The sequence below is a fragment of the Paenibacillus sp. Mc5Re-14 genome (assembly GCF_001049835.1).
GTDB classification, from domain to species: Bacteria; Bacillota; Bacilli; order Paenibacillales; family Paenibacillaceae; genus Paenibacillus; species Paenibacillus polymyxa_C.
Window position 1 is genome coordinate 3,230,001 of the sequence record NZ_CVPD01000001.1, and the last position, 21,814, is coordinate 3,251,814.

A 21,814-nucleotide genomic window follows, 5' to 3' on the forward strand; every position below is an offset into this window, starting at 1 on the left:
AATTTTATATTTTCTTTTGGGGCCATAGCTCAGCTGGGAGAGCGCCTGCCTTGCACGCAGGAGGTCAGCGGTTCGATCCCGCTTGGCTCCACCAATTACAATTTCATCTATAATTGTTTGAAGATCATTAACTCTTCAGGAGTTAATTGATAATCACACAGCTTTGCACCTTGAAAACTGGATACCGAAACGAAATTGCGTTTTAGAATATTCCTTTAAGCTGATCTTGTGTAAACAAGTGAAATAAAGGTAGCATATCGTATTTACATTGTAGATACTAGGTTAAGCTACAAAGAGCACACGGAGGATGCCTAGGCGCCAGGAGCCGACGAAGGACGTGGCGAACAACGATAAAGCCTCGGGGAGCTGTAAGCAAGCTTTGATCCGGGGATGTCCGAATGGGGAAACCCGGCTGTCTTCATCGACAGTCACTACTCACTGAATTCATAGGTGAGTGAGAGGCAGACCAGGGGAACTGAAACATCTAAGTACCCTGAGGAAGAGAAAACAATAGTGATTCCGTCAGTAGCGGCGAGCGAACGCGGATTAGCCCAAACCAAGGAGCTTGCTCCTTGGGGTTGTGGGACGTCTCACATGGAGTTACAAAGGAACCGGTTAGATGAAGAGGTCTGGAAAGGCCCGCCAGAGAAGGTAAAAGCCCTGTAGTTCAAAACCTGTTCTCTCCGAGACGGATCCCGAGTAGTGCGGGGCACGTGAAACCCCGTATGAATCCGGCAGGACCATCTGCCAAGGCTAAATACTCCCTGGCGACCGATAGTGAAGCAGTACCGTGAGGGAAAGGTGAAAAGCACCCCGGAAGGGGAGTGAAATAGATCCTGAAACCGTGTGCTTACAAGAAGTCAGAGCCCAATTTAGGGGTGATGGCGTGCCTTTTGTAGAATGAACCGGCGAGTTACGTTCCCGTGCAAGGTTAAGGTGAAGAGCTGAAGCCGCAGCGAAAGCGAGTCTGAATAGGGCGAATGAGTACGTGGACGTAGACCCGAAACCGGGTGATCTACCCCTGTCCAGGGTGAAGGTGCGGTAACACGCACTGGAGGCCCGAACCCACGCATGTTGAAAAATGCGGGGATGAGGTGGGGGTAGCGGAGAAATTCCAATCGAACCCGGAGATAGCTGGTTCTCCCCGAAATAGCTTTAGGGCTAGCCTCGGAAAGAAGAATCGTGGAGGTAGAGCACTGATTGGGTGCGGGGCCCGCAAGGGTTACCAAGCTCAGTCAAACTCCGAATGCCATAGATTTAGTTCCGGGAGTCAGACAGTGAGTGCTAAGATCCATTGTCGAAAGGGAAACAGCCCAGACCATCAGCTAAGGTCCCCAAGTGTGTGTTAAGTGGGAAAGGATGTGGAGTTGCACAGACAACCAGGATGTTGGCTTAGAAGCAGCCACCATTGAAAGAGTGCGTAATAGCTCACTGGTCGAGTGACTCTGCGCCGAAAATGTAACGGGGCTAAACACACCACCGAAGCTATGGCTTGATGCTTTTGCATCAGGGGTAGGGGAGCGTTGAATGCGGGTTGAAGGTGTACCGGAAGGAGCGCTGGACTGCATTCAAGTGAGAATGCCGGTATGAGTAACGAAAAGATCTGTGAGAATCAGATCCGCCGAAAGCCTAAGGGTTCCTGAGGAAGGTTCGTCCGCTCAGGGTAAGTCGGGACCTAAGGCGAGGCCGATAGGCGTAGTCGAAGGACAACAGGTAGAAATTCCTGTACCACCGTAATCCGTTATGAGCGATGGGGTGACGCAGTAGGGTAGTGACGCGGACTGATGGATGTCCGTCTAAGCAGTGAGGCTGATGTGTAGGCAAATCCGCACATCGTTAAGGCTGGGCTGTGATGGGGAGCGAAAATTATAGTAGCGAAGGTCATGATCTCAGACTGCCAAGAAAAGCCTCTAGCCAGGAGAAGGTGCCCGTACCGCAAACCGACACAGGTAGGCGAGAAGAGAATTCTAAGGCGCGCGGAAGAACTCTCGTTAAGGAACTCGGCAAAATGACCCCGTAACTTCGGGAGAAGGGGTGCCTCGGTAGGGTGAATAGCCCGAGGGGGCCGCAGTGAAAAGGCCCAAGCGACTGTTTAGCAAAAACACAGGTCTGTGCGAAGCCGCAAGGCGAAGTATACGGGCTGACGCCTGCCCGGTGCTGGAAGGTTAAGGGGAGTGGTAAGCTCTTCGGAGCGAAGCTATGAACCGAAGCCCCAGTAAACGGCGGCCGTAACTATAACGGTCCTAAGGTAGCGAAATTCCTTGTCAGGTAAATTCTGACCCGCACGAATGGCGTAACGACTTGGGCGCTGTCTCAACGAGAGATCCGGTGAAATTTTAATACCTGTGAAGATGCAGGTTACCCGCGACAAGACGGAAAGACCCCATGGAGCTTTACTGCAGCTTGATATTGAATTTGGGTACGATCTGTACAGGATAGGTGGGAGCCGTTGAATCTTGAGCGCCAGCTTGAGAGGAGGCATCCTTGGGATACCACCCTGATCGTATCTAGGTTCTAACTTGGTACCGTGATCCGGTGCGAGGACAGTGTCAGGTGGGCAGTTTGACTGGGGCGGTCGCCTCCTAAAGAGTAACGGAGGCGCCCCAAGGTTCCCTCAGAATGGTTGGAAATCATTCGAAGAGTGCAAAGGCAGAAGGGAGCTTGACTGCGAGACCTACAAGTCGAGCAGGGACGAAAGTCGGGCTTAGTGATCCGGTGGTACCGCATGGAAGGGCCATCGCTCAACGGATAAAAGCTACCCTGGGGATAACAGGCTTATCTCCCCCAAGAGTCCACATCGACGGGGAGGTTTGGCACCTCGATGTCGGCTCATCGCATCCTGGGGCTGAAGTAGGTCCCAAGGGTTGGGCTGTTCGCCCATTAAAGCGGTACGCGAGCTGGGTTCAGAACGTCGTGAGACAGTTCGGTCCCTATCTGTCGTGGGCGTAGGAAATTTGAGAGGAGCTGTCCTTAGTACGAGAGGACCGGGATGGACGTACCGCTGGTGTACCAGTTGTTTCGCCAGGAGCACCGCTGGGTAGCTATGTACGGAAGGGATAAGCGCTGAAAGCATCTAAGCGTGAAGCCCCCCTCAAGATGAGATTTCCCAATTCGTAAGACCCCTTGAAGACGACGAGGTAGATAGGTTGGGGGTGGAAGTGCAGTAATGCATGGAGCTGACCAATACTAATCGGTCGAGGGCTTATCCTAAGATAAAGCGCAATGAAGTTTCGGATCCAGTTTTCAGGGTGTAACCTTGAAGTTAGAATTTGCGAGGCAAATTCATGTTTGGTGGCGATAGCGGAGGGGTTCCACACGTACCCATCCCGAACACGACCGTTAAGCCCTCCAGCGCCGATGGTACTTGGACCGCAGGGTCCTGGGAGAGTAGGACGCCGCCAAGCGAGTTTTATAATTATTATTCCCTGATAGCTCAGTTGGTAGAGCACTCGACTGTTAATCGAGTTGTCACAGGTTCGAGTCCTGTTCGGGGAGCCATTTGCTCTCATAGCTCAGTAGGTAGAGTGCATCCATGGTAAGGATGAGGTCACCGGTTCGATCCCGGTTGAGAGCTGTTACAGGATGGCCCGTTGGTCAAGGGGTTAAGACACCTCCCTTTCACGGAGGTAACAGGGGTTCGAATCCCCTACGGGTCATAGGATAGTATGGAGGCTTAGCTCAGCTGGGAGAGCATCTGCCTTACAAGCAGAGGGTCGGGGGTTCGATCCCCTCAGCCTCCACCATATTTTATTCTCTTACATGGATGAAATATAGGGGAATTGTGAATCATATGCATATTGGGGATTAGCCAAGCGGTAAGGCAACGGACTTTGACTCCGTCATGCATAGGTTCAAATCCTATATCCCCAGCCATTAAGAGCCATTAGCTCAGTTGGTAGAGCACCTGACTTTTAATCAGGGTGTCGAAGGTTCGAGTCCTTCATGGCTCACCATTGTATTATATGCGCGTGTGGCGGAATTGGCAGACGCACTAGACTTAGGATCTAGCGTCTTTGACGTGGGGGTTCAAGTCCCTCCACGCGCATATTGTTTTTGCGGACGTGGCTCAGCGGTAGAGCATCGCCTTGCCAAGGCGAGGGTCGCGGGTTCGATTCCCGTCGTCCGCTCCATATTTGCGCCCTTAGCTCAGCTGGATAGAGCGTTTGACTACGAATCAAAAGGCCGGGAGTTCGAATCTCTCAGGGCGCGCCATATTTTTTTTAAAAAATATAATATCGGGATGTAGCTCAGCTTGGTAGAGCACCTGGTTTGGGACCAGGGGGTCGCATGTTCAAATCGTGTCATCCCGATACTGATTTGCGGGTGTAGTTCAATGGTAGAACTTCAGCCTTCCAAGCTGATAGCGTGGGTTCGATTCCCATCACCCGCTTACCGATTACCTAGAAGCCGAAAGGCTTCTTTTTATTTTGTCCACAATACATTAACTTCTATGTATATAGAGCATTAAATGATGCCTCTTGTCATGCACGGTTGGGGATGACTTGTGCATATCCTATATAGGCTTTTATCACCTAGACCCGGATTTCCCCTCTTACGGCCCCCTTTCTCCTGTAGTAAGGCTAAATTCGTGATCAAATCCATTGAAAATAGGAATCCTATAATTATTATGTTGCGAAATTCATGGTGATAACTTTACATCTGCTCCTTTTGTTGTGCACACTCTTCTTTATTTATGTGGGTAACACGTAGAAATTAATGAGTAAACAGATTTAGAATACTGAGATTATGGCTTTTTTGTGTATATCTTTGTGGATAGAGCGCAATGAATTTCACTTTGTCAACAAATAATAAACATATACACATCATGACACAAGAATTTGTACCTTTGAAAACGCACCTTTTAAAAGAGACTGTGCATAAAGTTTCGCACATCAATAGTTATAAAATCAGGTTTAATTTTTAAATTTCATTATTATGTATATATAACCAATATATTCTCCAAAAAAGTATTTCAAAAGCATGATTTTTTCCTGTAAATTTTGCAGCTTTTCATACGTTTTTATTGTATGATGTTAAGAAAGTGTCAAATTTCGTGTGTATACGTACCTTTGCTACAACTGAATAGGTGTGGAACAGATCAGATGGGGGGAAAAGCATGACTGAGCTTACGTTAACCGCTAACAAAAACCAATCCAACAATCTGCTACGGCGGGACGTTCGTTTTCTAGGAAATATTCTTGGTGAGGTTTTGGTTCATCAGGGTGGCAACGAACTTTTGGATATCGTGGAGAAAATACGTGAGGCAAGTAAATCGTTACGTGCCGGGTATCAGCCGGAGTTATACGAGAATTTCAAACAAATGGTCAGTGGACTGGATACGGATATTCGTCACCAGGTTATTCGCGCGTTTGCGATTTACTTTCAGTTGGTGAATATCGCTGAGCAGAACCACCGTATTCGTCGTAAGCGGGATTATGAGCATTCCGCTGGTGAAGAGGTTCAACCCGGTTCTATCGAAAGTTCCGTTCAGGAGCTTAAACAAGGAGGCTTCTCCGCTGAGGACGTTAGCAACATGTTGAATGAGCTCTCCTTGGAACTGGTCATGACTGCACATCCTACAGAAGCAACACGACGAGTAATTCTGGATATCCACAAACGTATTTCCGAAGACGTCATGCTGCTGGATAATCCGATGCTTACTTTGCGTGAGCGAGAACAGGTACGGGAAAATCTGCTTAATGAAGTAATTACACTGTGGCAGACGGATGAGCTGCGTGATCGAAAGCCAACTGTATTAGATGAAGTAAGAAATGGAATGTATTATTTTCATGAGACCTTGTTTCATGTATTGCCGGATGTATACCAAGAACTGGAACGATGTTTGGTCAAATATTATCCTGAGCAAAAATGGCACATTCCAACTTATTTGAGATTTGGTTCTTGGATCGGTGGAGACCGAGACGGGAATCCATCTGTTACAGCTCATGTGACTTGGGAAACGTTACGTATGCAACGTAAGCTGGCTTTGAGAGAGTATCAGCACACGCTGAAAGAACTCATGGGTTACTTGAGCTTCAGTACCAGCATTGTGCGGGTTTCTGATGATTTGTTGGCTTCTATTGAAGAAGACCGCGCCCACATCACACTTAAAAAAATGGAAGTATGGCATAACGAAAAAGAGCCTTATCGCATCAAACTGGCATATATGATTGCTAAGGTGAATAACGTTTTGGATGAAAGCAAACAGGGTACCAAGGAGCGCTACAGCTCCGCGGAGGAACTTATTGCAGACCTGAATGTTATTGACAACAGCTTGCGCCATCATTTTGCTGATTATGTGGCAGACACGTATATCCAAAAGATGATTCGTCAGGTAGAGCTATTCGGGTTTCATACGGCTACGCTGGATGTGCGTCAGCATAGTCAGGAACATGAAAATGCGATGACTGAAATTCTTTCTAAAATGAATATTGTGTCAGATTACAGTAAGTTGTCAGAGGAAGAAAAAATAGATCTGCTGGAACAGCTGCTGAATGAACCGCGTCCGATTACTTCGCCGTATTTAAAATATAGCGATAGCACACAGGAATGTCTTGATGTATATCGTACGATTTATTTGGCTCAGGAGGAATTTGGCAAGCAGTCCATTACAAGCTACTTGATCAGTATGACCCAAGGGGCCAGTGATTTGCTTGAGGTCATGGTATTAGCCAAAGAGGTGGGCCTGTTCCGCATCGAGAAGGATGGCACTGTCATCTGTACGCTGCAATCCGTTCCTTTGTTCGAAACGATAGATGATTTGCACGCTGCACCTGATATTATGAGAAGATTGATGAACCTGCCTGTATATCGACAATCTGTAGCCGCCATGGATGAGCTTCAGGAGATCATGCTTGGCTACTCGGATAGTAATAAGGATGGCGGTGTGGTTACAGCGAACTGGGAACTTCGGGTCGCTATGAATAGCATTACGGAAGTAGTAAACGAGTATGGCGCAAAAGTGAAGTTTTTCCACGGACGTGGAGGAGCGCTGGGGCGTGGAGGAATGCCACTTAACCGCAGTATTCTGGCTCAGCCTCCTCATACCATTGGTGGAGGAATTAAGATTACAGAGCAAGGCGAAGTGCTATCATCCCGCTATTCGCTCAAGGGGATTGCATATCGGAGCTTGGAGCAGGCGACATCGGCGTTAATTACGGCTGCTGCCTATCATCGCTCGGGAAAGAAAGAAGTGTTCGAGGAAAGCTGGGAGGAGATTATTGCCCGTATTTCCGAGGTATCACTGGAGAAGTATCAAGATTTGATTTTCCGAGACCCGGATTTCTTCAGTTTCTTCAAAGAATCTACACCGTTGCCTGAGGTAGGCGAGCTGAATATTGGATCTCGCCCGTCCAAGCGTAAGAATAGCGAACGTTTTGAGGACTTGCGCGCCATTCCGTGGGTTTTTGCGTGGACACAAAGTCGTTACTTGCTACCCGCTTGGTATGCGGCAGGAACTGGTTTGCAAAGCTACTATCAAAACAATGAAGATAACCTTAAAGTGCTGCAAACGATGTTTAGAGACTCTGCTTTCTTCCGGTCGCTTATTGATACACTGCAAATGGCAATCGCTAAAGCGGATTTGCTGATTGCAGAGGAGTACGCTGGGATGTCGGATAATGAAGAAGCACGACAACGTATATTTGGACAGATTTCTGCAGAGTTCAAGCTGACATCTGAGTTGATTTTGAAAATAACCGGACAATCTGAGATTTTGGACGATGTACCTGTTATTCAGGAATCTATCCGATTGCGTAATCCTTATGTCGATCCGTTAAGTTATTTGCAGGTTCAATTGCTAAGTGAGCTGCGCGAGCTACGTAATCAGAACGGTGATGATGCTGAAATGCTGCGTGAGGTACTGTTGACGATTAACGGAATTGCCGCAGGCTTGAGAAACACAGGCTGATATAGTTTGGCTGTATGATACAGGCAATCGGGTACTCATGGAGTGCCCGATTGTGCTGTGTTTATAGTAATGACGCACGAGTTTGTTACTTGTGTCCATACTTCAGTTGATTTCTGGATAAAATTAAACTACGATGAATAATCATAAACATATAATAAGTAACCCATCAGCAAGTCTGGGGGAGTATAGAGTGGATAATATGGAAAGCCGCTTGGTTAGGCTGGTGCAAAAAGGTGATCAGCGAGCTTTTGCGGAGTTAGTCGAGTTATATAAAGATCGGATTTTTCATCTTTCCTACCGGATGCTAGGTAATCGTCATGAGGCGGAGGATTTGGTGCAGGAAACTTTTTTGCGTGTGTATCGCAACTTGGAAAAGTATGACCATGGGCAGAAGTTCTCAACCTGGATTTATCGGATTGCTACAAATCTGTGCATTGATCGTCTGCGAAGGAGAAAACCTACATACTCACTTGATGCTGAAATGAATGATCAAGAAGGTGTTGATGGGTACGCCATGCTTGCTAGTGAAGAGCTTACCCCTGAAGGGAGTACGCTGTTGTCGGAAACGCAAGCTTTAATTCATGACGCCATTGACAGCCTTCCGGATAAATACAAGACGATTATGGTTTTACGGTACTTGCAGGAGCTTTCCTTGCAGGAAATTAGCGATGTGCTCAATCTCCCAGTTACCACAATTAAGACAAGAGTACACAGGGGACGGGATTTTCTACGCAAAAAATTGGAGCACAAGCTATAAATGATGTGCATACATTCTAGGAAAAGAGCCTGCGTAGATGTTTTTATGAAACATAATGCTCGTTGTAACGTATGTAAGATGAGCAAAGTTTCTAAGCCGGAGCATGTTATGTTGAGAAACACGGAAGAATATTAGAAAGGATTGGCTCATATGGATTGCAAACAAGCCGTCTCTTTTATGCATGACTATCTAGATGGCGACCTGTCTGAGCAGGACAAACATGAGTTGGAACAACACTTGTTAGACTGCCCGGAATGCCGCATGCGTTTTAAAGAGCTGGAGCGGACGGATGCGATGCTTTACGGTACACGCTATCATCAAGTGCCGTGTGTATCGGATGAGCTGACATTTCGCATTATGAATGCTTTGCCGCCGCATAAAAGACAGCCTGCGGTGCCTATGCTAACTTGGGTGAAGAGACATCCCGCTGTAACAGCTGCCGCCTTCTTCCTTATTGTGATATGCTCAAGTATGGCCAGCTTTTCTAGCACGGACCATCAATTGGTAGTCAAAGGAAGCAATCTAGATCAAGTTGTTATTCAGGGCGATACTGTAATTGTACCTGAAGGGAAATCCATTGCCGGAGATTTAACAGTACAAAATGGTGAGGCCCGTGTATACGGTGATGTGGAAGGAAATCTTACTGTGATTGACGGCTCTTACTATCAAGCTTCAACCGCCCATATTGCAGGACAGGTTAAAAGTATCGATCAAACCTTGGACTGGATTTGGTACAAGTTTACCGATTTGTTCGGGGGACCGTCTTCTCCATAAAAGAAGCTTGAAATGGCAAGAACGATATCGAGCGCCTTTTTCCGCTGGAAAAGGCGTTTTTTTGTATATGAATCTGGCGAATCGTACTGTATTTTACTGATTTTGGTGATTCTTTTGTCGCACAGCTTGCAACGTGAGCCTGATCGTTATAACCTAGATAGAGAGAGCATACTGTGTACATATTACACCCACTCACTACAGAAAATTGCGGGGGCATGCGCATGTTGGATTATTTTGCGGACCTGACTTGGAAAGAGTCCATTAAAGATATTATCGACATTTTAATCGTAACCTATATTATGTATCAGCTTATTTTACTTGTTCGCGGAACGCGAGCAGTTCAATTGTTAAAAGGAATTCTGTTCCTGGTCGTTATTTGGGCGGTTAGTACCTGGTTTGATTTGTACACGCTCAAGTGGTTGATGAATCAGATGTTCACCTTTGGTGTAGTGGCTATTTTTATTATTTTTCAACCTGAGTTGCGTCGTGCTCTAGAGCAGTTGGGGCGTGGTAAATTATTTGGGCGTTCGTCAGTAGATGATGAAGAAATCAATAAGTTAATTGGAGAAATGATTAAGGCGCTGAATTATTTATCACGTAGAAAAATAGGAGCATTGGTCGTATTCGAGCGCGAGACAGGACTGAACGAATATACGGAGTCTGGTATCAAGACACAGGCCGTAGTTAGTTCTGAACTGCTAATTAACATCTTCATTCCCAATACGCCTTTGCATGATGGTGCGGTGATTATACAAAATAAACAGATTGCTTCTGCGGCCTGCTATTTGCCATTATCGGAAAATCCCTTCATTAGCAAGGAGTTGGGAACCCGTCATCGGGCTGCAATTGGCGTGAGTGAGGTAACCGATGCCGTAACTGTCGTGGTATCGGAGGAAACAGGGCAAATTTCGTTGGCTATCAATGGTCAGGTCGTGCGAGACATTAAGGAAGAATCCCTAATCTCCAAGCTGTATGAGGAGTTGCGGCCAACACCGTCACTGAAGGAAAAACGCGGCTCATTCTGGAATCGGAGGGGAGGCCGTGGAAATTCATGATGGACAAATGGATTAACAATAATACGATTTCGAAGATATTGGCGCTTGCGGTTGCTATAATGCTGTGGGGAATGGTTCATCTGGATACAGGTACACCTTCGTCTACGTTGACCGTTTCCTATAATAATAAAATAATTGATAATGTGGCCATTCAGGCCAGTGGTCTGGATGATTCAAAGTATGTGCTGTCTACTATGGACACGGATCATGTAAAGATGGAGGTCAGAGGACAGCGCTCTGTCCTGACTACTTTTTTCGCGGATAATTATCAGGCAAAACTAAACTTAAGCGGCTTAGGAGCAGGTACTAAAACATTGTCACTTGAACCGGATTTGCCGGATGGGGTGGAATTGGTATCGATGACTCCTAACCGTGTTACAGTAACAATTGAGGAAAAACAAACGAAATCATTCAATGTATCTATAGTACCTAAGGGTAGTCCAGATGCGGGGCTACAGCTCGGCAAGCCTGTGATTGCTCCTCAAACGGTAAAGGTTACTTTACCCAAAAGCCAGTTGAATACCGTTACTGCGGTGCAAGGGGCTGTTAATACGGATGGCATCTCAGAAAAGTTTGAACAGAAACGTGTAAAACTGAAAGCTTATAACAAAAAGGGACAGGAACTCACAGGTGCGGTCATTGAGCCATCCACGGTATCCGTTGAAATCCCGGTCACTCAGCAGGCGAAGTCTGTGCCTGTCAAGATAGTCTATTCCGGAGAGCTGCCAGACGGATTGGCGCTTTCTAAAGTAAACGCAAACGTGAAGGAAGCAGCGGTATATGCATCACAGGATGTATTAAGCAGCCTCAGCTCTTATGTCACGGTTACACTCGATCTGAGTCAATTTACGGAAGCGGGGACCCGTATGGTTCAAGCTAATTTGGCAGCTCCCTCAGGTTCTGATAAAATCGAGCCAGGGTCAATACAAATTCAGGTGACTGTCGTTCCTTCCAATGAAGTTACAGATACGGAACGGACGCTGTCAGGCATCCCAATCGTTTTACAAGGTGCAGGAGATGGAGCTAATGCGACTGTCATAGCGCCCACAGGCAAAACGATGGATGTTACTGTGAAGGGTCCTCAGGATTTGGTAAACAATTTAACCAATGATGACGTTAGTTTGGTGGCAAATGTAAGTGGCCTCTCGGCTGGTCAACACGAGGTTACTTTGAAAGTAGGCTTGCCTAAATACATTACACAAGCCGGGAATGCCGGCCAACTAAAGGCAACGGTAAACATTGAGAGCCCTTCTACGCCTGCTGTAACGAATCCGAATAGTGAGAATGAATCAAACCCCTCTGGTAGTGGTGATAAGGGGCAGGAGAGGCCACAGGAGGGGCAGGGCAATCAAGGTGGCAACTCTGACGCTAATACCGGGGACAACGCAGCTGCGGAGGATAAAACAAATCCTCATAACGGCGCAGAATCTTCTGCGAATGGAACCTCGGAGAACAGTCAGCCATAACATGTTTTATCTGTAGTAAATGATCAAGATTTATTAGACAAAAAAAGGGAGTCATTTTACATGGGGAAATATTTTGGTACAGATGGTGTACGAGGCATTGCTAATCAGGAACTAACAGCCGAACTGGCATATAGCATTGGCCGCTGCGGCGGATATGTCTTAGCAGGTAATGTAGAGAAACCGACAGTTGTGATTGGTATGGATACACGGATATCCGGGCTGATGTTGGAATCGGCACTGGTAGCCGGGTTGTTGTCCATTGGGGCTAATGTGGTTCGCCTAGGTATTGTTTCGACGCCTGGGGTGGCATATCTCACACGGCAATTGAAAGCGGACGCTGGTGTAATGATCTCAGCATCTCACAACCCTGTTGAGGACAACGGGATTAAGTTTTTTGGCGGAGATGGGTTTAAATTAACCGATGAAACGGAATTGAAAATCGAAGAGCTTATGGATGCAAAAGAAGACCAATTGCCTCGTCCGATTGGCAGCGGGTTGGGCACGGTTGTTGTAGACGAGCATTCCCGCTACAATTATCTGGAGTTTTTGAAAACAACGATTAGTCATTCTTTTGAAGGTCTAAAAATTGTATTGGACTGTGCAAACGGAGCAGCTTATGAGCTGGCACCGAAGCTTTTTACGGATTTGGGAGCTGAAGTGCACACGATCGGAGCGGAGCCAAACGGATTGAATATCAATGATCATTGTGGCTCGACTCATCCTGAAAAGCTGAAAGAGGAAGTGCGCCGCTTGAAAGCGGATATTGGGCTTGCCTTTGACGGCGATGCTGATCGCCTGATCGCAATTGATGAGAACGGGGAAGAGGTAGATGGAGACTACATTCTCTGTATTTGCGGAGATGCAATGAACCGCGCTGGAAAACTCAAGGACAGCACCATTGTATCGACAGTAATGAGTAATATCGGTTTTTATAAAGCTACTGAAAAGCTGGCTCTCAAGACTGCAAAAACTGCGGTCGGAGACCGTTATGTGATGGAAGAAATGCGTCGGGGTGGATTTAATCTGGGCGGTGAGCAGTCTGGTCATGTTATTTTCCTAGACCACAATACGACAGGTGATGGCATGTTGACGGGGATTCAATTGGTAGATACCCTGAAAGCTTCCGGCAAGAAGATGAGCGAACTAAAGTCCCTTATGAAACAATATCCGCAAGTGCTTGTGAATGTACGTGTGCAGGACAAACGCAATTACGAGGGGAATCCTGCGATTGCAGAAGCCATTGAGCAGGTGGAACAACAATTGGGCGATAATGGGCGTGTATTGGTCCGTGCTTCAGGTACAGAGTCGCTTATTCGTGTAATGGCCGAAGGCCCGGACAAAGATGAGCTGGAGCAATTCGTCGGACAGATCGTAGATGTCGTGAAAAAAGAATTAGTTTAAAATTTTGTAAACGTAGGTTGCCTGTTAAACATAAGCAGGCAACCGCATTTACGGTTATTCACTAAGGATTTAACGCCTTTAGGGTGTAATTATGAATAAAGTGTCATTGCCAAATGATGCTCTGCTGAATATAATATAGGGATGTTGTGACTCAAATAGAGAAAGCGAGGGTTGTGAGGTAACGTAATACAAGCGCCAGAGCTTGATTTTGTGCGGGGGAACTTGGTGGAGAAGCAATAGATTCCGTGGAGATGATATTGCTCGCATCGGTTCACGACAAAGCAAGCTGACGAGGTGAAGGTGTTCGAAACATTCGGCGGGGACCTTCCGGTGAAGCATCAACCCGTAAACCGGCAGCGGAAAATGAACAGGCAACTGTTTACACAACGCACCGGTAGATGCCCAAATTATTTTATAACCTAAATTATAAGATTCATTTCATGAATGTGCGGCCATCATCATTGGCGTGCGCGGTTTGGGAATTTCGTTACATTCGTGAAGAGATGCCTGTAAATTCTATAGTTATCATTGACAACTTCATAGATGAATGAACTTTATTCCACAATCTACCGCACACGTTAGTCCTGTGATGAGTCGTCTTGTGAAATGATGATCGGGAGGATAACGAATATGTGTGGCATTGTAGGATATATTGGTAATCAGAATACGCAAGAGGTATTGATTGACGGACTGAAGAAGCTGGAGTATCGCGGGTATGATTCTGCGGGTATTGCCGTGTTTACAGATTCAGGACTGCAAGTAGCCAAGGCAAAAGGTCGTCTGGCGAATCTGGAAGCTAAACTGGATGGTACACCGTTGGTAGGCCATGCAGGCATCGGACATACACGTTGGGCAACACACGGTAAACCTTCTGATGAAAACTCCCATCCACATTTGGATGAGAGCCAAAAGTTTTCTGTAGTTCACAACGGAATTATTGAGAACTATCTGGAACTGAAGGAACAGCTGATCGGCGAAGGTCATACCTTTATTTCCGAAACGGACACAGAAGTTATTTCCCATCTGGTAGCGCGTGAGTATGAAGGAGATATTGTTAAAGCAGTACAAAAAGCAATTACCTTTATGCGCGGTGCTTTTGCACTGGGAGTGCTGACCGAGCACGAGCCTAATAAGCTGGTAGCTGTTCGCCAAGCCAGCCCGCTGGTTATTGGTGTGGGAGAAGGCGAGAACTTTATCGGTTCCGATATTCCGGCTATTCTGAAATATACACGCAATGTATTTATTTTGAACGATGGCGAAATGGCTGTTCTGACTAGTGATGCTGTCGAATTAATGACAATCGAAGGCCAATTTATTTCTCGGGAAATGATTCATGTCGAATGGGATGCTGTAACAGCGGAAAAAGGCGGATATGAGCATTTCATGTTGAAAGAAATTCACGAACAGCCTAAGGCTTACCGTGATACAATGTTGGGCCGTATCGATAAAGACACTAAAAAGGTTGTTCTTCCAGAGCTGAAGCTGACAGAAGAACAAATTAAAAATATCCGCAACATTCAAATTGTAGCGTGTGGTACAGCTTACAATGCTGGTTTGATTGGTCGTACGGTTATTGAAAGTATGGCTCGTATTCCGGTAGAAAACGATGTAGCTTCCGAGTATCGCTACCGTTCTCCTATCGTAACACCTGAGACATTGGTGATCGTGGTGAGTCAATCCGGTGAAACTGCTGATACCTTGGCAGCACTGCGTGAAGCACAAGCAAACGGAGCGCATGTACTGGCGATTACAAACGTAGTCGGCAGCTCCATCGCCCGTGATGCAGATGATGTGTTGGTTACACTGGCAGGACCGGAAATTGCCGTAGCCTCCACCAAAGCGTATTCTTCCCAGTTGATTGCGTTTTATCTGTTGGGTCTGTATCTGGCTCAAGTACGCGGCACACAAACGGATGAGCAAGTAGCTCATGTGCTGGCTGCTATGGAATCACTGCCAGAGCAAGTAGAAGAGATGTTGAGTAAAGCAGATGCGATCAAAGCCTATGCTGAGCAAATTTCTAGCAACAAGCACCTGTTCTTTATTGGTCGTGGTCAGGACTATGCTGTAGTACAGGAAGGTTCCCTGAAACTCAAGGAAATCTCCTACATTCATTCCGAGGCATATGCTGCGGGTGAGTTGAAGCATGGTACACTAGCATTGATCGAAGAGGGAATTCCAGTTATCGCTTTGGTAACTCAGGAATCCGTGTTGGAAAAAACCGTGAGCAACATTAAGGAAGTCAAAGCTCGTGGCGGTGACGTGCTTGCAATCACGTATGAAGAGCACGCTGTTGAGCTACTGAAATCCGTGGATCAAGTATTTGCAATTCCAAAAACACTTCCGATTCTGTCGGCTGCCATTTCAGTTATAGCTCTCCAATTGTTAGCCTACTATGCATCACTTGCACTGGGTCATGATGTTGATAAACCACGTAACCTGGCGAAAAGTGTTACTGTAGAATAAGCATTAATAAAATTCTAAATTAATGTTGCGTACAGACAATAAAGTTGTATACTAATTATTAATGACGGATAACAAGAATATCTCTTCTTGATAACTATTTAATAAAAAGCCTGATGAGCACGGGGACTGACCCCCGTTTGTGAGACAGGGATCAAAACACCTTCAAGTTTAAGCAGCCAGTCGCCTGTAATCTACCGGCGACTGGTTATTTAGTTTCGCTTGAATCCGAATTGAGTTATAGTAGGTGATGTAGTCTCGAACGGTCTGTACAACGATTGCAGTCGTTGTACAGATGAGATCTTCGAGGTAGAATGTTTCAGACTTTAGTGTGGAATGAAACGATTCGATGGGGGCATTATCAGCGGGCGTTCCTTTACGGGACATGCTCATGGTAATGCCTTTTCCCTTTACTGCAGCTTGATAAGCCTGTGACGTATATACGCTTCCCTGGTCGCTATGGAGCAGCATGCTTGACCGTTTTGGAAGTTGGTTCAGCGTATCCAAAACCAAGGACGTATCTTGCTTGTCCGCTATACTGTAAGCCACAATCTCCCCGTTGTACAGGTCTAGAATGCTGGAGAAGTACAACATCTTTCCGCCAAACGGTAAATAGGTGATGTCCGTGACGAGCTTTTGCAAGGGCGCCTCTGCATGGAATTGCCGCTTCAGCAGATTTTCTGCTGGATGAGCGGGCTGCCCAGTGGCCTTTCGTTTCTTCATCCTCACGCGGCATTGTAGCCCCTCACGCTGCATAATCCGCTGAACTCGTTTGTGATTCATTCTTTGCTCTGCCCGAAGGAGTGCGGTGATTTTCCGGTAACCATACCGAAATTTATGACGGATGCAAAGCTCCCGGATTCTCTCCACTGCTTTGTCAGCATACTCTGTCCCCACAGTTGCTTTCCAACGGTAGTAGGTCGCTCTTGCGATTCCGAGCCATGTACAAGCCTCAGACACCGTCACTTCGTCTCGAATGGATTCGATCCAGGCAACGGCGACCTCTGGTTCCACCTCCTTTCCAGTTCCTTGTACTTTTTTAGCAGGTCCACTTGCTGCTTCAGGAACCGGTTCTCCGCTTTTACTTTTTCGAGCTCCGAAGAGTGTTCCGGACCTTTTCCGTAGCTGTATTGTTTACCCACAGGCTGCTCCAGACGATGCACTTCACCTTTTCGATACCACCTCATCCATGTTTTTAGCTGTGTTTTATTCCGTATTCCCAACTGCTCCATAACCTCTCTTACCGGGACTCTTGCCAATCTCATTTCAATAGCTTTCATCTTTATTTCTAAGGGATAACTCACTCTCGTTGCCAACGTAAAAACACCTCCAAGGTTATCTCCATATCTTACGACATGGTTCGATTTTCTTGAAGGTGTTTTGATTTGTCTCCCGTTATGGGGTCAGTCCCCACGTATCATCGGGCTTTTTATTACATTCAGAGGGTGACTGCTTAGGTTTCAACCAGAGCGAATATAAATTACATAACAAGTCAAAAGTTTTTGAATCCTTTCCTGTTAGCGAAATCCGAGCAAATGCGTTAAACCAAAGACTTGTTGGTGTAACCGGCTGTATCCGTATAATGCACCTCGATGGCCAAGTCCGTTTCATGGTGGAGCAAACCGTCGATGACGTGTACGGCATCCCGAGTGTTCGTATTGATGACTTTCGTGTAGAAAATGAAAAATTGGTCGCTCACGAACCGATAAATCGTAGCTCCTTTTCCCGTCCCGTAATGGGACTTCGCATCTACGTAAGCGTTGAAACTATTAGGAAATTCAACTGATGAAAACTCAATATCTTATACATACAAAAAGAGCAGCTAAACTGGTATTATCCCCTTCTAGTAGACAAGAGAGAAAAGACATCTGTTAAGATGGACTTAATCTTGTTGAACGGAGGGGATTTTTCATGGCTAAAAAGGGACAATCATTCCGGCAATACTCCTTAGATGTAAAGATGGAGGCAGTCCGGTTGGTGAACGAAGAACATATGAGTATTCGTGAAGTGACGAAACAATTGGACATTCGTAATAAATCCCAAGTGCAAAGCTGGGTGATGAAACATCGAGCGGGGGAGAACCTCCAGCCAACGACCACAAGGCAGGGACGACCCAAAACGAAATTTTCCAGTATCGAAGAGGAGATGGCGTATCTACGGGCGGAGATTGAATATTTAAAAAAGCAGTATCCAAATCTACACAAGGAGTGACGAGGAAAGAAGCGAGGTTTGAAATTATTGAGGGAATGCGAACACGATATTCGTTGAAATGGTTACTTGAATTAGCCCATGTTTCTCGGGCAGGATATTATAAATGGAGAAAGAATCAGCAAACAACCCAGCAGCGTAAGCAAGAAGAAGAGCTTCTGGAATCGCATATGTTGTCGATCCACCGGATCCATCCCTATTTTGGTTATCTGCGGATGACCGTTGCTTTACGTAGAGAAGGTATCTTGGTCAATCACAAAAAGGTATACCGCCTAATGAAGAAATTAGGGATCCGTTCCGTCATTCGAAAGAAGCGGCGCTTTTTTGGCAAACAGGCATCTGTGGTAAATGCCAACCGATTAGATCGACAATTTCAGGCAGATTCTCCTTTATCCAAGCTGGTTACCGATATTACATACATACGAGCTGGAGAGCGGTTTGTATATCTCTCTGTCATTCAAGATCTGTTTAACAATGAAATCGTGGCTTGGCGTCTTTCGGAACGAAATGACCTTGCTCTAGTTAGCGAGACCCTAGACGTTCTAAGTAAGAACGTGAACATGGAGGGTGTCATTCTCCATTCAGACCAGGGTTTTCAGTATACCTCCAAGCCGTTTAACCGCAAACTTAAGCGGCTTGGCATGCTTGGGAGCCATTCAAGGCGTGGAAATTGCCTAGACAATGCCTGCATAGAATCCTTCTTCTCCCATCTTAAAACAGAGAAGATTTATTTAACGAAACCCGGAACCCTAGCGGAGGTAGAACAACACGTACGGGAGTACATTTCTTTTTATAATGAAAATAGATTTCAGAAAAAATTAAACAACCGTTCCCCGATTGAATACCGAGAAACGGTTGCTGCTTAAAGATGTCTTTTTAGTTCTGTCTACTTGACAGGGGTATGACCAAACAGGCTGCTCTTTTTGTATGTATAAGAATGTAACTGATAGAATTACCGTCCAGATTGGAGTAGAGGATATGACTGTCCCATTTCCTGTAGATTAATTAATTATACATATTTCACCTCTTAGAGGATGCTCTACTAGAAGATAAGAATATAATCTTTTCGTCAAAATATTTATAAAAATAGTTGTTCGTTTTTAAATGAATATCAGGCTGATACCATTTAGAAAACCCATTTCGCTGAAACAACAAAGGCATACCCAATTGCACGGATCGCTTCCCCTTTAAACCATCTCCAATGTTCAGCGAATCAATATATATTCGATCAACAATCCTCTGTAATCTTTTGGGGAAATCTGGCGTGAAGGGCAAAAGAGGAGAAATGACTGCCTGTGTATTAATTCCTGCTGCATGGACATTTCTAAGAGCCTTTAAGCGCTGGTTGATCCCTGGAGCTAAAGGTGCAAAAAGTCGCTTTACATCTTCTCGGTCTGTTTCAATAGTCATAGAAACTAATAATTCACAACGTTGCTGCAATTCTTTCTGATAGTATATCGAGGTCTCTGACCACTAGAGGACTTCTTGTTTGGATTTGAAGGAAATCTGGTGGAGATTCAATCATCTCCGTTAATATCTTTCTTGTGATCTCAACCTTACGCTCGATGGGTTGGTATGGATCTGTAGCAGTAGACATGAATATATTGATAGGTTTATTTCTTCGGCGGAGACTATTAATTTCTTTACTATAGTTTTGAACAGCATTTATTTTAATATCAATCCATTCTCCCCAAGGAATATCTTTATATTTTTGAATGGGCATTTCTCTAACATAGCAATAACTACATCCAAAAGCATAACACTGTAAGGATTCAAAGAGTGAGTAAATCCAACAGTAGATGCTCCTTTGGTTTCGCTCAAAATTTTTTTGCCACCATATTATCAATCTGCATGTTAGATACCCCTTCATTTTAAATATTTACGTAAATGAAATTTCGAATGAACAGAAACTCCCTCTACCAGTTCAACTGATAAAGGGAGTTTTAATTAATTATAGTAAAATTAGAACGCATCAAGAACTGATATAATCCAGGGTGGCGGACAAAAGACCAATGGGAATGCTATACGCCATTCGCCATTAATTAAGCGAAAAACTTCAGTAGTATTTCAACATTTTTGAAGTTTTTCTTGTCCATCTTCTCCTGCTACGTAATTGTGTAATTATAACTCAACACAGCCAAATCATCAGCTTCACTGACAGCGACATCTGAATTGAGTTATTAACTCCGAACAATATTAGGATTTATATAGCGTGACATTTTGACACTACCGTATGTGACAGAAAAACACCTAGAATCACAGAGGTAGTTTTAACACATTAACATAAATGAGGAGGGGATTTTCATTGTGTATGATAAAAATTTAACGAGGCGTGAAAGGGGAAACAGGTTTGACCTATTTATGAAAAACAAACCAGTAACAAGAGTGTTTTAAGGGAAATAAGTAATTTCTAGGGTTAACATACATGTGGAAAAAAAGGAATTTACCGTTTGTTAGGACACAATAGCGTTTGTGAAAATAATAATGAGTAAAGATAATTGCAAATCCACTCTTGCCCTAAAACAGCAGATAATTACCGATACAATATGAATAGAGGAGAAGAATATCTTTATGAAAAAGCATTGTCAAATTACATCTACAGGTTTAGTTCTTTTAATGATTGGAAGTTTTCTGTTATACACAACACCAACCTCAATTGTAAAAGCAGAGCCCACTCAAAATGTATCTAGTTTGTTACAAACAAGTACCCAACGAGATTGTACTTCTGCTAAGCAAGCAATGCGGAATACACTACAACTTGGATACCCTGGGATACTTGCTGAAATTTATAAGAGTGGAAAAACATGGAGTTATGCTGCTGGGATAGCGGATCTGAGAGCCAAGAAACCGATGAAAACAGATTTTCGTTTTCGCATTGGCAGTGTGACGAAGACATTCATTGCAACAGTTCTACTTCAATTATCTGAAGAGAACCGCTTGAATCTAGACGACCCCATTGAAAAATGGTTGCCTGGTGTCATTCAAGGAAACGGATATGATGGTAACCAAATTACTATCCGGCAGATATTGAATCATACAAGTGGTATCGCTGACTATGTAAATTCAAAAGACTTTGATTATACGGATACAAAAAAATCGTATACGGCTGAAGAATTCGTAAAGATGGGGATTTCTCTTCCCCCAGACTTTGCCCCAGGAAAGGGTTGGTCTTATTCAAACACAGGATACGTAATACTGGGGATCCTTATTGAAAAAGTAACTGGAAACAGCTATGCGGAAGAGGTTGAAAATCGGATTATTGAACCGCTTGATTTGTCAAATACATTCCTACCGGGCAATTCAAGTGTGATTCCAGGCACCAAGCATGCCCGTGGCTATTTCCAACTAGACGGAGCAAGTGAGCTAAAAGACGTTACTTATATTAACCCAGGTAGCTCGGATGGAGATATGATTTCTACTGCTGACGATTTAAACAAATTCTTCTCTTACTTACTCAGTGGTAAATTACTGAAGGAACAGCAACTAAAACAAATGCTTACTACAGTTCCTACAGATAGAGAAGGAACCGGATATGGTCTTGGGATCTTTGAAACTAAGCTTCCAAACGGTGTCTCGATATGGGGACACAAAGGTAGCGTTCTAGGGTTTACCACTTTTGCTGGTGGCACACTTGGAGGCAAGCATACATTGGCCGTCAATTTGAACAGCCTTAAAGCTGATAGTCCTGATCCATTTAAAAATATTTTACTTGCTGAATTTAGCAAGTAGGCAAAAAGGAAAACCGGATAAATTTTGTCATAGTTTTTATAGTTAAAAATATGCC

The 21,814-nt window shown here is 44.9% G+C and carries 11 protein-coding genes, 12 tRNA genes, 2 rRNA genes and 1 pseudogene; 23 read left to right on the forward strand and 3 right to left on the reverse strand.

The genetic code is table 11. The annotated features are described in order from the left end of the window. Window positions 1–18 precede the first annotated feature (18 nt). From BN1546_RS14710 to glmS, 21 genes are all read left to right on the forward strand, one after another. Window positions 19–94 (forward strand) — tRNA-Ala (locus tag BN1546_RS14710). A 186-nt stretch (window positions 95–280) separates the two neighbouring features. Further along, window positions 281–3,210 (forward strand): 23S ribosomal RNA (locus BN1546_RS14715). Between the two features lie 77 nt (window positions 3,211–3,287). Next, window positions 3,288–3,404: ribosomal RNA gene (gene rrf / locus BN1546_RS14720) — 5S ribosomal RNA — on the forward strand. A gap of 18 nt (window positions 3,405–3,422) precedes the next feature. Then, window positions 3,423–3,498 (forward strand) — tRNA-Asn (locus BN1546_RS14725). A 3-nt stretch (window positions 3,499–3,501) separates the two neighbouring features. After that, window positions 3,502–3,574: transfer RNA gene (locus BN1546_RS14730), tRNA-Thr, on the forward strand. Window positions 3,575–3,584: 10 nt separating this feature from the next. Then, window positions 3,585–3,656, forward strand: a tRNA-Glu gene (locus tag BN1546_RS14735). An 11-nt stretch (window positions 3,657–3,667) separates the two neighbouring features. Next, window positions 3,668–3,743, forward strand: a tRNA-Val gene (locus BN1546_RS14740). Window positions 3,744–3,798: 55 nt separating this feature from the next. Continuing rightward, window positions 3,799–3,873 (forward strand) — tRNA-Gln (locus BN1546_RS14745). Window positions 3,874–3,877: 4 nt separating this feature from the next. Next, window positions 3,878–3,953 (forward strand) — tRNA-Lys (locus tag BN1546_RS14750). A gap of 11 nt (window positions 3,954–3,964) precedes the next feature. After that, a tRNA-Leu gene (locus BN1546_RS14755) sits at window positions 3,965–4,045 on the forward strand. A 10-nt stretch (window positions 4,046–4,055) separates the two neighbouring features. Continuing rightward, window positions 4,056–4,130: transfer RNA gene (locus BN1546_RS14760), tRNA-Gly, on the forward strand. Between the two features lie 5 nt (window positions 4,131–4,135). After that, window positions 4,136–4,212 (forward strand) — tRNA-Arg (locus BN1546_RS14765). Between the two features lie 24 nt (window positions 4,213–4,236). Continuing rightward, window positions 4,237–4,310, forward strand: a tRNA-Pro gene (locus BN1546_RS14770). Between the two features lie 9 nt (window positions 4,311–4,319). Beyond that, window positions 4,320–4,390: transfer RNA gene (locus BN1546_RS14775), tRNA-Gly, on the forward strand. A 726-nt stretch (window positions 4,391–5,116) separates the two neighbouring features. Beyond that, window positions 5,117–7,909, forward strand: a complete 2,793-nt coding sequence (ppc, locus tag BN1546_RS14780; RefSeq protein ID WP_040102797.1) for a phosphoenolpyruvate carboxylase — start codon at window positions 5,117–5,119, stop codon at window positions 7,907–7,909. Between the two features lie 190 nt (window positions 7,910–8,099). After that, complete coding sequence (gene sigW, locus BN1546_RS14785; RefSeq protein WP_013373239.1) at window positions 8,100–8,666, forward strand: RNA polymerase sigma factor SigW; 567 nt, start codon at window positions 8,100–8,102, stop codon at window positions 8,664–8,666. 150 nt (window positions 8,667–8,816) lie between these two features. Next, window positions 8,817–9,440, forward strand: coding sequence for a zf-HC2 domain-containing protein (locus BN1546_RS14790; protein ID WP_090738092.1), 624 nt, complete (start codon window positions 8,817–8,819; stop codon window positions 9,438–9,440). A gap of 221 nt (window positions 9,441–9,661) precedes the next feature. Continuing rightward, on the forward strand, window positions 9,662–10,495 hold the full coding sequence (cdaA, locus tag BN1546_RS14795; RefSeq protein WP_013373237.1) for a diadenylate cyclase CdaA: 834 nt from the start codon (window positions 9,662–9,664) through the stop codon (window positions 10,493–10,495). After that, on the forward strand, window positions 10,492–11,961 hold the full coding sequence (locus tag BN1546_RS14800) for a CdaR family protein (RefSeq protein WP_090738094.1): 1,470 nt from the start codon (window positions 10,492–10,494) through the stop codon (window positions 11,959–11,961). Before cdaA ends, BN1546_RS14800 begins: the two co-directional genes overlap by 4 nt. A gap of 60 nt (window positions 11,962–12,021) precedes the next feature. After that, on the forward strand, window positions 12,022–13,362 hold the full coding sequence (glmM, locus tag BN1546_RS14805) for a phosphoglucosamine mutase (protein ID WP_058831497.1): 1,341 nt from the start codon (window positions 12,022–12,024) through the stop codon (window positions 13,360–13,362). A 630-nt stretch (window positions 13,363–13,992) separates the two neighbouring features. Continuing rightward, on the forward strand, window positions 13,993–15,825 hold the full coding sequence (glmS, locus tag BN1546_RS14810) for a glutamine--fructose-6-phosphate transaminase (isomerizing) (RefSeq protein ID WP_090738096.1): 1,833 nt from the start codon (window positions 13,993–13,995) through the stop codon (window positions 15,823–15,825). A gap of 168 nt (window positions 15,826–15,993) precedes the next feature. Here the strand turns inward: glmS and BN1546_RS14815 are convergent. Continuing rightward, window positions 15,994–17,138 (reverse strand): IS3 family transposase gene (locus BN1546_RS14815; RefSeq protein ID WP_090737517.1). Its coding sequence is split into 2 segments (ribosomal slippage): window positions 15,994–16,865 and window positions 16,865–17,138, totalling 1,146 coding nucleotides; the frame shifts between segments, so codons are not numbered across the junction. 204 nt (window positions 17,139–17,342) lie between these two features. Further along, window positions 17,343–17,560, reverse strand: a pseudogene (locus tag BN1546_RS14820) (Tn3 family transposase); the annotation flags it as partial. A 173-nt stretch (window positions 17,561–17,733) separates the two neighbouring features. On the opposite strand from BN1546_RS14820, the gene BN1546_RS14825 reads away from it, so the two are divergent. Next, window positions 17,734–18,896 (forward strand): IS3 family transposase gene (locus tag BN1546_RS14825; protein WP_369690576.1). Its coding sequence is split into 2 segments (ribosomal slippage): window positions 17,734–17,998 and window positions 17,998–18,896, totalling 1,164 coding nucleotides; the frame shifts between segments, so codons are not numbered across the junction. Window positions 18,897–19,050: 154 nt separating this feature from the next. Here BN1546_RS14825 and BN1546_RS28510 read toward each other — a convergent pair. After that, the gene (locus tag BN1546_RS28510; protein WP_330707100.1) at window positions 19,051–19,440 is read right to left on the reverse strand and encodes a radical SAM family protein; all 390 of its coding nucleotides are present in this window, start codon (window positions 19,438–19,440) and stop codon (window positions 19,051–19,053) included. A 1,161-nt stretch (window positions 19,441–20,601) separates the two neighbouring features. On the opposite strand from BN1546_RS28510, the gene BN1546_RS14835 reads away from it, so the two are divergent. Next, window positions 20,602–21,759, forward strand: coding sequence for a serine hydrolase domain-containing protein (locus BN1546_RS14835; RefSeq protein WP_013373231.1), 1,158 nt, complete (start codon window positions 20,602–20,604; stop codon window positions 21,757–21,759). Window positions 21,760–21,814 lie beyond the last annotated feature (55 nt).

What these genes read in the sequence shown, in the direction of transcription:
- ppc (WP_040102797.1), top strand. Translation starts at nt 5,117, where the DNA reads ATGACTGAGCTTACGTTAACCGCTAACAAAAACCAATCCAACAATCTG.
- BN1546_RS14790 (WP_090738092.1), top strand. Translation starts at nt 8,817, where the DNA reads ATGGATTGCAAACAAGCCGTCTCTTTTATGCATGACTATCTAGATGGC.
- cdaA (WP_013373237.1), top strand. Translation starts at nt 9,662, where the DNA reads ATGTTGGATTATTTTGCGGACCTGACTTGGAAAGAGTCCATTAAAGAT.
- BN1546_RS14800 (WP_090738094.1), top strand. Translation starts at nt 10,492, where the DNA reads ATGATGGACAAATGGATTAACAATAATACGATTTCGAAGATATTGGCG.
- glmM (WP_058831497.1), top strand. Translation starts at nt 12,022, where the DNA reads ATGGGGAAATATTTTGGTACAGATGGTGTACGAGGCATTGCTAATCAG.
- glmS (WP_090738096.1), top strand. Translation starts at nt 13,993, where the DNA reads ATGTGTGGCATTGTAGGATATATTGGTAATCAGAATACGCAAGAGGTA.
- BN1546_RS28510 (WP_330707100.1), bottom strand. Translation starts at nt 19,440, where the DNA reads ATGACTATTGAAACAGACCGAGAAGATGTAAAGCGACTTTTTGCACCT.
- BN1546_RS14835 (WP_013373231.1), top strand. Translation starts at nt 20,602, where the DNA reads ATGAAAAAGCATTGTCAAATTACATCTACAGGTTTAGTTCTTTTAATG.